We start from the raw sequence: 12,225 nt of genomic DNA on the forward strand, positions 1-12,225 counted from the left end.
GGCCTTGGCTCCTATCCCGTGCAGCTTCTCGCCGCCCAGGACCACGTTCTCCCACACCGTCAGGTTGTCGGCCAGCATGAAGTGCTGGTGGACCATGCCGATGCCGCGCGCGATGGCGTCGCCGGGAGTGTTGAACTCGACCTGCTCGCCGTTGATGGCGATGGTGCCCTCGTCCGGCTTCTGCATGCCGTAGAGGATCTTCATCAGGGTCGACTTGCCCGCGCCGTTCTCGCCCATCAGGGCGTGCACGGTGCCGCGGGCCACGGTGATGTCGATGTCGTGGTTGGCCACGACGCCCGGGAAGCGCTTGGTGATGCCGCGCAGTTCGACGGCCGGTGACGCCGTCCCCGCGCTGGGGTTGCCGCCCTGGGGGGTCGGGGCGGGGTCGGAAGCGGTGATGGCGATCTCCTGGTGGTCACAGGGCGCGTCGTTGCGCTGGAGATGGCGTGCGTACGCGGGCGGGGGCGCGCGTACGTGCGGGTGGAACGGGACGGGGCCCGGCAGAGCGCGTTCGCGCGCCCCGCCGGGCCCCACCCTGATGCTCAATCATGCGCGCCGGACGCGTGGACCGGCGGCAGGCTGAGGGGGTGTCAGCCGACGGTGGTCGGGATCTTCGTGGCACCCGAGGTGATCTGCGCGGTGGCCGCGTCCAGCTTCGCCTGGATGTCGTTGATGAAGCCGCCGGTGGTGGCCAGCGAGACGCCCTTCTCCTTCAGGTCGAAGTTCTTGGTGCCGGTGAGCGGCGAACCGTCCTTGATCGACTTGACGTAGGAGAACACCGCGGTGTCGACGTTCTTCACCATCGAGGTGAGGATGCGGTCCTTGTACTTGGCCAGGGCGGGCTGGGCGGCCTGGTCCGAGTCGACGCCGATGGCCCACTTCTTGGCGTTGAAGACGGCCTCGATGGCGCCGTTGCCGGAGGAGCCGGCGGCGGAGTAGATGACGTCCGCGCCCTTGTCGAGCTGGCCCTGGGCGGCGTCCTTGCCCTTGCCCGGGTCGTTGAAGCCCGAGAAGTCCGGCGGGGTGGTGAGGTAGGTGGTCTCGACCTTGATGTCCGGGGTGACGGACTTGGCGCCCGCGATGTAGCCGGCCTCGAACTTCTTGATCAGCTCGGACTGCACGCCACCGATGAAGCCGATGTGCTTGGCCTGGCTCTTCGAGGCGGCGGCGACGCCGGCCAGGTAGGAGCCCTCCTGCTCGGAGAAGGTCAGCGAGGTGACGTTGCTCGGCTGGGTGGCGGAGCCCGAGTCGATGATCGCGAACTTGACGTTCGGGTTGTCCTTGGCGACCTTCTCGACGGCGGCCTGGTAGACGAAGCCGACGGCGATGACCGGGTTGTAGCCGGAGGAGACCAGGCTCTTCAGGCGGGTCTCCTTGTCGGCCTCCGCCTCACCGGTCTTGGCCTCGGCCTCGGTGACCGCGACGCCGAGGTCCGACTTGGCCTTGTCCAGGCCACGGGCGGCGGAGTCGTTGAACGACTGGTCGCCACGGCCGCCGATGTCGTAGGCCATGCCGACCTTGATGCCGGAGGTGCCGGCACCGGCGCTGTTGGTGGTGTTGTTGTCGGTGCTCTTTGCGCCGCAAGCGGCGAGCGAGGCGATGCCCAGGGAACCCGTGAGCACAACCGCGGCGAGCTTCATGGAACGGCGCAAGGGAGTATCTCCTTCTCACACACCCGTTTGGCGTGGTCGAGCGCCACCGTAACGCGCGTAGAACACGGTTGTGTCACGGCTCCGACGAGCATTCGGGTTGTTATCAAAACGTGGTCCTATGTCCGGACGAAACGGACAAATGACCACGCTCGACGCACCCTCGTGTCACTACTCGATGGTAGTGAAGCGGCCACTCTACGCCGCCGAGGTGACCCCCGTCTCAGACTCGCCCGTACTCCAGGGCCAGCGCGCAGAAGAGCTCGACCCCGACCGCGATGGAGCGTTCGTCCACGTCGAAGCGGCCCTGGTGGAGGTCGCGGACGGTGGTCTCGTGCGGGGCGCGGACGCCGAGCCGGGCCAGGGCGCCGGGGGCGTGCTCGAGGTACCAGGAGAAGTCCTCGCCGCCGAGGCTCTGCTCGGTGTCCTCGACGACGGGGCCGTTCCCCGCGGCGAAGCGGCCGTTCATGGCGGCCTCCAGCTGGGCGATCGAGGTCTGCTCGTTCACGACGGGGGGCACGCCGCGGTGGTAGTCCAAGGTCCACTTGGCGCGGTAGGTCTCGGCCAGCCGGCCGGTCAGCTCCTCCAGCGCGTCGGGGGCCTCGCGCCAGCCGGCCAGCTCCAGGCAGCGGACGGTTCCCTCCAGCTCGGCGTGCTGGGGGATGACGTTGGGCGCCGAGCCGGAGGCGATCCGGCCCCAGACCAGGCTGACGCCCCAGCGCGGGTCCATCCGGCGGGAGAGCGCCGGCGGCAGGTCGGCGGCCAGCCGGGCGACCGCGGTGACCAGGTCGGTGGTCAGGTGCGGGCGGGCGGTGTGACCGCCGGGGCCGTCCAGGTGGAGGGTGAGCCGGTCGCAGGCGGAGGTGATCGCCCCGACCTTGAGCCCGACCCGGCCGACCTGGACCTTGGGGTCGCAGTGCACCGCGAAGATCCGCCCGACGTCCTTCATCCCGCCGGCCTCGATCACGTCCAGCGCCCCGCCCGGCATGACCTCCTCGGCCGGCTGGAAGACCAGCCGGACCGGCTGGGTCAGCTCACCGGTGCGGGCCGCCTGGGCGAGCACCAGCGCGGTGCCCAGCACCACCGAGGTGTGCACGTCGTGGCCGCAGGCGTGCGCCCGCCCCGGCAGGGTGGAGCGGTACGGGGCCTCGGTCTTCGCGTCGTCGATCGGCAGCGCGTCGATGTCCGCGCGGAACGCCAGGAACGGGGTGCCCGACTTGGTGCCCGGCGGCACGATGTCCACCGTCATGCCCGTGCCGCCCGGGAGCACCTTCGGCGTCAGCCCGGCGGCGAGCAGCCGCTCGCGGAGCAGCCGGGTGGTGCGGAACTCCTGCCGGCCCAGCTCCGGGTGCCGGTGCAGGTCGCGCCGGAAGGCGATCAACTCCGCCTGGTAGGCCCGTACCCGCGCACGCAGATCGGAGCCGGGACGGGCAGGCGTGAGGGTGGCCCGGGCGCCGGGCTGAGGATCGTTCACCTCAACAAGACTAGGCCGGTGAACGGCTTTTGGCCCGACTTCCGTCAGATCGGTCCCCGGATGGGTGCATACCGGCCGCACAGGTGGGTATGACATACCGTTTCCGCCTTCCCGGTGATCACTGCCCTGTGCAACGACCGACCCCGGCACGGGACACGGCGCCTGACCGACCCTCAGGCGCCAGGCCCCCTCGGTCCCCTCGGCCCGCTAGAACCGCTCGGACGGCGTGTACGTGCCCCAGACCTCGCGCAGCGCGTCGCTCACCTCTCCGACGGTGGCCCGCGCGGCCAGCGCCTCCCGCATCGGGTACAGCACGTTCCCGGTCCCCTCGGCCGCCTTCCGGAGTGCCGTCAGCCCGCGCTGCACCGCCAAACCGTCGCGCTCCGCACGGAGCTTGGCCAGCCGGGCGGCCTGCTCGGCCTCGATCGCCGGGTCCACCCGGAGCGGCTGGTAGGGCTCCTCGGCGTCCAGCTGGAAGCGGTTCACCCCGACCACGGTGCGCTCCCCCGCGTCGGTCTCCTGCTGCACCCGGTAGGCGGTGCGCTCGATCTCGCCCTTCTGGAACCCGCGCTCGATGGCGGCCACCGCACCGCCCATGTCCTCGATGCGGCCCATCAGTTGGAGCGCCGCCGCCTCCACCTCGTCGGTCAGCGACTCCACCACGTAGGACCCGGCGAACGGGTCGACGGTGGCCGTGACGTCGCTCTCGTACGCCAGGACCTGCTGGGTGCGCAGGGCCAGCCGGGCGGCCTTCTCGGTGGGCAGCGCGATGGCCTCGTCGAAGCTGTTGGTGTGCAGCGACTGGGTGCCGCCGAAGACCGCGGCCAGCGCCTGCACCGAGACCCGGACCAGGTTCACCTCCGGCTGCTGGGCGGTGAGTTGGACCCCGGCGGTCTGGGTGTGGAAGCGCAGCATCAGCGACTTGGGGTTGCTGGCGCCGAACTCCTCGCGCATGACGCGGGCCCAGATCCGGCGCGCGGCGCGGAACTTGGCCACCTCCTCCAGCAGCGTGGTGCGGGCCACGAAGAAGAAGGAGAGCCGGGGGGCGAAGTCGTCCACCTCCATCCCGGCCGCGATCGCGGTGCGGACGTACTCGATCCCGTTGGCCAGGGTGAAGGCGATCTCCTGCGCGGGATCGGCCCCCGCCTCGGCCATGTGGTAGCCGGAGATGGAGATGGTGTTCCAGCGCGGGACCTCGGCCCGGCAGTAGCGGAACACGTCCGCCACCAGCCGCAGGCTGGGCTTGGGCGGGAAGATGTAGGTGCCCCGGGCGATGTACTCCTTCAGCACGTCGTTCTGGATCGTGCCGGTGAGCGCGGCGGGGGCCACCCCCTGGCTCTCGCCGACCAGCCGGTAGAGCAGCAGGAGCACGGAGGCGGGGGCGTTGATGGTCATCGAGGTGGAGACCTCGCCCAGCGGGATGCCGCGGAACAGCACCGCCATGTCCTCGACCGAGTCGACCGCCACGCCCACCTTGCCGACCTCGCCGGCCGCGAGCGGGGCGTCCGAGTCGTAGCCCATCTGGGTCGGCAGGTCGAAGGCGACCGAGAGGCCGGTGGTGCCGTTGGCGATCAGCTGGCGGTAGCGGGCGTTGGACTCGGCGGCGGTGCCGAAGCCGGCGTACTGCCGCATGGTCCACGGCTTCCCGGTGTACATGGTCGGGTAGACGCCGCGGGTGAAGGGGTAGCGGCCGGGCTCGCCGAGGCGCTCCTGCGGGTCCCACCCGTCGAGGGCCTCGGGGCCGTAGACCGGCCGGATCGGGATGCCGGACTCGGTGTGACGGTCTGCCACGGGTTACCTCCGGGGGTCGGGACGCGGGCGCTGCGGACACGGGGCGGTGCGGACACGGGCGGTGCGGACGCGGGCTGGTGCAACCGTGGCGCACCAGCCCCTCCTACCCCAAGGGGGCGCACCCCCTATCCACCCCCTGATCCACCGAGCGGCGGGCCGTCACCCTTTGGAATGATCGAACCGGCAGACGACCGGACCAGCAGGGAGTGGGACATGACCGAACGGAAGGTGGCCGTGGTCACCGGCGCCAGCAGCGGCATCGGCGCGGCGACGGCCCGGCGGCTCGCGGCGGACGGCTTCGAGGTGGTGGTGACCGCCCGCCGGACCGAGCGGATCGAGGCGCTGGCCAAGGAGATCGGCGGCCGCGCGTACACCGTGGACGTGACCGACCGGGCGCAGGTGGACGCCTTCGCCGCCGAGGTCGGCCCGGTGGACGTGCTGGTGAACAACGCGGGCGGCGCGATCGGCGCCGAGACGGTGGAGGCCGGCGACCCGGCCGACTGGCTGGCCATGTACGAGGTGAACGTGCTCGGCGTGCTGCACGTGACCCAGGCGCTGCTGCCCGCGCTGCGGGCGAGCGGCGACGGCACGGTGCTGGTGCTCAGCTCGACCGCCGCGCTGACCGCGTACGAGGGCGGCGGCGGCTACGTGGCCGCCAAGCACGCCGCGCACACCATCGCCGCGACCCTGCGGCTGGAGCTGAACGGCGAGCCGATCCGGGTGATCGAGATCGCCCCCGGCATGGTGAAGTCCGAGGGCTTCGCGGTCACCCGCTTCCGGGGCGACGAGTCCAAGGCGGCGGCGGTGTACGCCGGCGTGGCGGAACCGCTCACCTCCGAGGACATCGCCGACACCGTGTCCTGGGCGGTCACCCGCCCCTCGCACGTCAACATCGACCTGCTGGTGGTCCGGCCCCGCGCCCAGGCGGCCAACCACAAGGTGCACCGGACGTCCTGAACCGCGGACGGCCTGCTCAGGGGGGCCGCCGGCGCCGGGCGGGCGCCGGCGGCTCCCCTCAACGAGCATGACAACGTTACGACTTGATAGCTCGATCGAGTGAATTCGACGCGACCTCTCCTCAACTGACGAACCCTCAACTACCGTGGTGCCGCTGCCCGGGCGGTCCACGGGACGCCAGCCCTCCGGCCCGGCAGTCCGGTCCTGTCAAGGGCCGCTGAGCACCTACGTTTCGTCTCTGGAGCATCCCCCCTTCCCGCCCTCACGAGGAGGACCCGCTGGCCAGCGACATCCCGCCGCAGCAGCTCGACGAGCCGCTGCTGGTGCCGTCCCTGCTCGGGCTTCACCGCTTCAACGAGGCCGACCCCGGCGCAGCCGAGGAGGCCCTGCTGGCCTGTTGCGGAAGCCACCGCTGGGCACTGCGGCTCACCGCCCACCGCCCGTACCCCGACATAGAGTCCCTGCTGGCCGCCGCCAGCGAGGCCTCCTACGACCTGCGTCCGGCCGACCTCGCCGAGGCCCTCGCCGACGAGAGCTGGATGCCGCAGCCCCTGCTCGGCATGCGGGCCCCCGGGAGCCAGGCGGCGCACACCGCCCTGCGGGCCGCGCACGCCGCGTACGAGGCCCGGTACGGCCACGTCTTCGTGGTCTGCCTGGACGGCATCGACCCCGAGGAGATGCTCGACACCGTCCTCACCTCCGTCCGCACCAGGCTCGCCAACGAGCCGGACGAGGAGCGCCTGGTCGCCGCCGAGGAGCTCCGACGGATCGCTCTGACCCGGCTGGAGCACCTGGTCGGCGCCTGAGCCGCCGTCAACACCGGCCCGCGGGCCCGCCCCGCGACACTCCCGGGGCGGGCCCGCGGCGCTCGGACAGGGCCGTCGGGAGTAGGCCGGATTAGGCCGTGCGTGCCTGATGGATCACACCTGACACCCCCGGAGGCGGTTCACCGCACGGCGTCGATAGGATGCTGGCGGCCGGAGGACCGTACCGGCCGGGCTGACCGACACCGAAGCCGGCCGAGCCCCCGATCCGCTTCCGGAGGGTTTTTCCGTGCCGGCTGGAACGCTGTACCGCGGCCGGGAAGGCATGTGGAGCTGGGTGGCTCATCGAGTCACCGGCGTCCTCATCTTCTTCTTCCTGTTCGCCCATGTCCTCGACACCGCGTTGGTTCGGGTGTCGCCCGAGTCGTACGACACCGTCATCGCGACCTACAAGACCCCGTTGGTCAACCTGATGGAGTACGGCCTGACGGCCGCCATCCTGTTCCACGCGCTGAACGGTCTCCGGGTCGTCGCGGTGGACTTCTGGTCCAAGGGCCCCAAGTACCAGAAGCAGATGCTCTGGACCGTGGTCGGCGTCTGGGTCGTGCTCCTGGCGGCGTCGTTCTACCGCATCCTCGAGCACACCCTCCTCTCCTGGTTCGGGAAGTGATCGGCGATGGCTGAGACCAACGAGACCCTGGTGGTCCCCTCGCTCCAGGCCCACACCGGCCAGGGCCTGGGCACCGGCAACCCGGCCGACGCCTTCGTCGTCGAGCCCGCCCGTGCGCGTACCAAGAAGACCCCTCGGCGTACCCGCACCAACTTCGAGATGCTCGCCTGGCTGTTCATGCGCCTGTCGGGTGTCCTGCTGGTCGTCCTGATCCTCGGTCACCTGCTGATCATGCTGGTGCTCGACGGCGGCGTTTCGAAGATCAACTTCGCCTTCGTCGCCGGCCGCTGGGCCTCGCCGTTCTGGCAGGGCTGGGACCTGTTGATGCTCTGGCTCGCCATGCTGCACGGCAGCAACGGCATGCGCACGGTCATCAACGACTACGCGGAGAAGGACTCCACCAGGCTGTGGCTGAAGACGCTGATGGGCGCCGCGACCGTGTTCACGGTCCTGCTCGGCACCCTGGTGATCTTCACCTTCGACCCGAACATCTAATCGGCCGGCCAGAGGCGACGAAGACCTGATGCAGATTCACAAGTACGACACCGTCATCGTCGGCGCCGGTGGCGCGGGCATGCGCGCGGCCATCGAGTCGACCCAGCGCAGCCGCACCGCGGTGCTGACCAAGCTCTACCCCACCCGGTCCCACACCGGCGCGGCCCAGGGCGGCATGTGCGCCGCCCTCGCCAACGTCGAGGAGGACAACTGGGAGTGGCACACCTTCGACACGGTCAAGGGTGGTGACTACCTGGTCGACCAGGACGCCGCCGAGATCATGTGCAAGGAGGCCATCGACGCCGTCCTCGACCTGGAGAAGATGGGCCTCCCCTTCTCCCGCACCGAGCAGGGCCGGATCGACCAGCGCCGCTTCGGCGGTCACTCCCGCAACCACGGTGAGGCGCCCGTCCGCCGCTCCTGCTACGCGGCCGACCGCACCGGTCACATGATCCTCCAGACGCTGTTCCAGAACTGCGTCAAGCACGGCGTCGAGTTCTTCAACGAGTTCTACGTCCTCGACCTGCTGATCGTCGACGGCAAGACCTCCGGCGTGGTCGCCTACGAGCTGGCCACCGGCGAGATCCACGTCTTCCAGGCCAAGGCCGTGGTGTTCGCCTCCGGCGGCACCGGCAAGATGTTCAAGGTCACCTCGAACGCGCACACCCTGACCGGTGACGGCCAGGCCGTCGCGTGGCGCCGGGGCCTGCCGCTGGAGGACATGGAGTTCTTCCAGTTCCACCCGACCGGCATCTGGCGGATGGGCATCCTGCTCACCGAGGGCGCCCGCGGCGAGGGCGGCATCCTCCGCAACAAGGACGGCGAGCGCTTCATGGAGCGCTACGCCCCGGTCATGAAGGACCTCGCGTCCCGTGACGTCTGCTCGCGCGCGATCTACACCGAGATCCGCGAGGGCCGCGGCTGCGGCCCCGACGGCGACCACGTCTACCTGGACCTGACGCACCTTCCGCCGGAGCAGCTGGACGCCAAGCTCCCGGACATCACCGAGTTCGCGCGGACCTACCTCGGCATCGAGCCCTACACGGACCCGATCCCGATCCAGCCCACCGCGCACTACGCCATGGGCGGCATCCCGACCAACGTCGAGGGCGAGGTGCTGTCGAACAACACCGACGTCGTCCCCGGCCTCTACGCCGCCGGCGAGGTCGCCTGCGTCTCGGTGCACGGCGCCAACCGCCTGGGCACCAACTCGCTGCTGGACATCAACGTGTTCGGCCGCCGCGCGGGCATCGCCGCCGCCGAGTACGCCTCGAACCACGACTACGTCGAGCTCCCGGAGAACCCGGGCCAGTTCGTCCAGGACATGGTCGACCAGCTCCGCGAGTCCGAGGGCACCGAGTCGGTCGCGCAGATCCGCAAGGAGCTGCAGGAGACCATGGACACCAACGCCATGGTCTACCGCACCGGCGAGACCCTGAAGCAGGCCGTGGCCGACGTCGCCGCGCTGCGCGAGCGCTTCAAGCACGTCGCCATCCAGGACAAGGGCATGCGGTACAACACCGACCTCCTGGAGGCCATCGAGCTGGGCAACCTGCTCGACCTGGCCGAGGTGCTGGCCGTCTCCGCGCTGGCCCGCGAGGAGTCCCGCGGCGGTCACTACCGCGAGGACTTCCCGACCCGCGACGACGAGAAGTTCATGCAGCACACCATGGCCTACCGCGAGGTCGCCGCTGACGGCAGCACCTCGATCCGCCTGGACTACAAGCCGGTCGTCACGACCCGCTACCAGCCGATGGAGCGTAAGTACTGATGAGCACTCCGACCGTGGAGAAGCACTCCGCCGCCCTGGACGCGGCCGAGGCCGGCGGCACCAAGCTGATCACCGTCACCCTGCGGATCCGCCGGTTCAACCCGGAGGAGCTGCCGGACCCGGTGTGGGTCGACTACCAGCTGGAGATGGACCCGAAGGAGCGCGTCCTGGACGCCCTCAACAAGGTCAAGTGGGAGCAGGACGGCACCCTCACCTACCGCCGTTCCTGCGCGCACGGCATCTGCGGCTCCGACGCCATGCGGATCAACGGCCGCAACCGGCTGGCGTGCAAGACCCTGATCAAGGACGTCAACCCGGAGAAGCCGATCACGATCGAGGCCATCAAGGGCCTCGCGGTCCTCAAGGACCTCATCGTGGACATGGACCCGTTCTTCCAGGCGTACAAGGACGTCATGCCGTTCCTCATCACCAAGGGGAACGACCCGACCCGGGAGCGCCTGCAGTCCGCCGAGGACCGCGAGCGCTTCGACGACACCACCAAGTGCATCCTGTGCGCCGCGTGCACCTCGTCCTGCCCGGTCTTCTGGAACGACGGCCAGTACTTCGGCCCGGCCGCCATCGTCAACGCGCACCGCTTCATCTTCGACTCGCGCGACGAGGGTGCCGAGCAGCGCCTGGAGATCCTCAACGACCGTGAGGGCGTGTGGCGCTGCCGCACCACCTTCAACTGCTCCGAGGCCTGCCCCCGTGGCATCGAGGTCACCAAGGCGATCCAGGAAGTGAAGCGGGCGCTGGTCACCCGCCGCTTCTAGGCTCCGCCCGCCTACGCCTGAGGGCCCGTCCGGTTTTCCGGGCGGGCCCTCAGGCGTGATTCCGCCTACTTCAGCAGGCCGCGGTCCCTGGGGGCGGTGGTGCCGTCGAACACCAGCAGGTGGCGGTCGGCGGTGACGGCGTAGAGGTTGCCGTCCGCCGTGCTCTCCAGGGTCGGGTACTGCGCGACCGGGAAGGAGCCGACCACCGTGCCGTTCGCCGGGTCGGCGAGGGCCGAGAAGTCGTACGTCCCGTCGGCCGCCTTCGGCACCGCGTACGCGCGGAGCTGACCGGTGCTCAGCTCCCGGGCCCGCAGCGTCAGCGAACCGTCGGCCGCGGTGGCGCCCTCGATCAGCTGCCGGCCGGCCCAGGCACCGCCACTGCTCAGCTTCTTGACGGTGCGGTAGCGGTACATGATGCCCGGGTCGGTCAACAGCACCAGGTCGTCGCCCTCCACCGCGAGCAGCGAGGAACTGGTGCGGGCACCGAGCTTGCCGAGACCGATCAGCTGGGTGGTGGCGCTCCAGTCCGCCGCGACGCCCTCGGGGCGGACCGCCGGACGGGTACCGGTGATCAGCGTGGCGCCCTGCGCGAACTCGCCGAAGTCCGTGTTGCGGTAGACACCGAGGTAGGAACCGCCCCTGCCGGTGGCCAGCAGGTCGGCCACCGGCTCGTGGTTGTCGTAGCCCCGGCTGACCAGCTCGAAGCCGTCCCACCCCCGGCCGTCCGGGGCCTGGAAGGCGGGGACGACCGAGGTCGGGGTGGTGCCGGTGCCGGCGGTGCTGATCACCTGGAGGTTGCCCGCGGTGTCCGGCAGCAGGATGTCCGCCACCGCGTCGCCGTCCACATCGCCCGGAGCGCTGACCGGGTTCGGGTTCGAGGGGGCGTAGAAGGTGTAGGTGGCCGACTGCGAGACGTTGCCCGCCGCGTCCATGGCCTGCACGGTGAGCACGTTGGTGCCCCACTGCGTCGGCCGGACCTCGACGGTCGGTCCGGCACTGACGCCGGGGCTCTGGCAGTTCCACCCGACGCTCGGCGTGCGGAGCGTGAACTGGAAGCAGACGGCGTCCGTGCTCCGGAGGGTGAAGGTGCCGTACTGGCCGGCGTACTTCTGCGCCGTCTGCCCGCTCCCGGAGGCCGGGAAGTCGGTGGAGCTCACCGTCGGGGTGCCGGGCGGGGTGGTGTCGACGCCGAAGGCGCACTTGGCGGTGGGCTTGCCGCCGCCCTGCGGCCAGAAGCGCCACTCGTAGCGGTGCCCGTCGGTGAGTGCGTCGGTGGTGACGGCCAGCTTGCCGTCGGTGGCGTCGATCTGACGGTCCACCAGCTTCCGGTCGGTCGTCACGTCCCACAGGCCGAAGCGGGCGGCCGTGCCGGTGGTGGTGCCGGTCAGGGTCGGGGTGGGCGAGTTGAGCCGGTCGGCGGTGCAGGCGGCGGTGACGGTGTCGTGGTCGGCGGCCACCGCGGCCGGGGCCGGGAAGGCGGCGGCCAGGACGGTGGCGACGGCAAGGGTCCGTCGGGAAATGGACATGCTGAGGATCCCCCCGGAAGCGGCGGGGTGCGTCGTGCGCGCACCCGGCGGAGATCCTGGCAGTGGCCTACGACAGCGGCAAAGCAATTACCCCCGGCGCAGGGCGCGGAGGCTGCGGACGCCGAGGGTGCCGATGGCGAGGCCGAGGAGGAGGGAGGTGACGGCGAGCAGGAGGTGGACCCAGAAGAAGGCGGTGGGCTGGGAGTGGTCGCCGTTGACGAAGGCCTGGCCGCCGGAGTCCTTCCAGAGGTTCTTGACGAAGGTGGTCCAGATGAACAGGGACCAGACGCCGAAGGCGGTGAGGAACCAGGAGGCGAGGCGGCCGAGCTTCATGACGGGGGCGTCCTTTCGGGGG

General features: G+C 70.5%; 12 protein-coding genes. 6 read left to right on the plus strand and 6 right to left on the minus strand.

Annotated features, from left to right (window positions below; translation table 11 throughout):
* The 4 genes from ABD946_RS21690 to ABD946_RS21705 all read right to left on the minus strand — a co-directional run.
* Window positions 1-399: ATP-binding cassette domain-containing protein (locus tag ABD946_RS21690; RefSeq protein WP_345286341.1), on the minus strand; the 399-nt coding region annotated here is incomplete at its 3' end.
* A gap of 191 nt (window positions 400-590) precedes the next feature.
* A complete protein-coding gene (locus tag ABD946_RS21695) occupies window positions 591-1,652 on the minus strand; it encodes a BMP family lipoprotein (protein ID WP_345286035.1) in 1,062 nt (353 codons plus the stop codon).
* A 220-nt stretch (window positions 1,653-1,872) separates the two neighbouring features.
* The gene (locus ABD946_RS21700; RefSeq protein WP_380150569.1) at window positions 1,873-3,123 is read right to left on the minus strand and encodes an amidohydrolase; all 1,251 of its coding nucleotides are present in this window, start codon (window positions 3,121-3,123) and stop codon (window positions 1,873-1,875) included.
* 207 nt (window positions 3,124-3,330) lie between these two features.
* A complete protein-coding gene (locus ABD946_RS21705; protein ID WP_345286037.1) occupies window positions 3,331-4,914 on the minus strand; it encodes an acyl-CoA mutase large subunit family protein in 1,584 nt (527 codons plus the stop codon).
* 213 nt (window positions 4,915-5,127) lie between these two features.
* Between ABD946_RS21705 and ABD946_RS21710 the strand changes: the two genes are divergently transcribed.
* The 6 genes from ABD946_RS21710 to ABD946_RS21735 all read left to right on the plus strand — a co-directional run bounded on the left by ABD946_RS21710 (window position 5,128) and on the right by ABD946_RS21735 (window position 10,344).
* Complete coding sequence (locus ABD946_RS21710) at window positions 5,128-5,871, plus strand: SDR family oxidoreductase (RefSeq protein ID WP_345286039.1); 744 nt, start codon at window positions 5,128-5,130, stop codon at window positions 5,869-5,871.
* Between the two features lie 323 nt (window positions 5,872-6,194).
* Window positions 6,195-6,677 carry a 2-oxo-4-hydroxy-4-carboxy-5-ureidoimidazoline decarboxylase gene (locus ABD946_RS21715; RefSeq protein WP_345286041.1) on the plus strand — a complete coding sequence of 161 codons (483 nt, stop codon included), beginning with the start codon at window positions 6,195-6,197 and terminating at the stop codon, window positions 6,675-6,677.
* A gap of 247 nt (window positions 6,678-6,924) precedes the next feature.
* Window positions 6,925-7,305 carry a succinate dehydrogenase, cytochrome b556 subunit gene (sdhC, locus tag ABD946_RS21720; protein WP_345286043.1) on the plus strand — a complete coding sequence of 127 codons (381 nt, stop codon included), beginning with the start codon at window positions 6,925-6,927 and terminating at the stop codon, window positions 7,303-7,305.
* A gap of 6 nt (window positions 7,306-7,311) precedes the next feature.
* Entirely contained in the window at window positions 7,312-7,800 is a 489-nt protein-coding gene (gene sdhD, locus ABD946_RS21725; protein ID WP_345286045.1) for a succinate dehydrogenase, hydrophobic membrane anchor protein, read from the plus strand.
* 28 nt (window positions 7,801-7,828) lie between these two features.
* The gene (gene sdhA / locus ABD946_RS21730) at window positions 7,829-9,571 is read left to right on the plus strand and encodes a succinate dehydrogenase flavoprotein subunit (protein WP_345286048.1); all 1,743 of its coding nucleotides are present in this window, start codon (window positions 7,829-7,831) and stop codon (window positions 9,569-9,571) included.
* Window positions 9,571-10,344: a succinate dehydrogenase iron-sulfur subunit gene (locus ABD946_RS21735; protein ID WP_345286050.1), complete on the plus strand. Its 774-nt coding sequence runs from the start codon at window positions 9,571-9,573 to the stop codon at window positions 10,342-10,344. The genes sdhA and ABD946_RS21735 overlap by 1 nt, the downstream gene beginning before the upstream one ends.
* Window positions 10,345-10,409: 65 nt before the next feature.
* Here the strand turns inward: ABD946_RS21735 and ABD946_RS21740 are convergent, their stop codons facing one another.
* Window positions 10,410-11,870 (minus strand): hypothetical protein, encoded by a 1,461-nt coding sequence (locus tag ABD946_RS21740; protein ID WP_345286052.1) that lies wholly within the window; start codon window positions 11,868-11,870, stop codon window positions 10,410-10,412.
* 87 nt (window positions 11,871-11,957) lie between these two features.
* Window positions 11,958-12,203, minus strand: coding sequence for an SCO4848 family membrane protein (locus ABD946_RS21745; protein WP_345286054.1), 246 nt, complete (start codon window positions 12,201-12,203; stop codon window positions 11,958-11,960).
* Window positions 12,204-12,225: the final 22 nt, after the last annotated feature.

Source organism: Kitasatospora albolonga (assembly GCF_039535905.1).
In the GTDB taxonomy this organism is placed as follows: Bacteria; Actinomycetota; Actinomycetes; order Streptomycetales; family Streptomycetaceae; genus Kitasatospora; species Kitasatospora albolonga.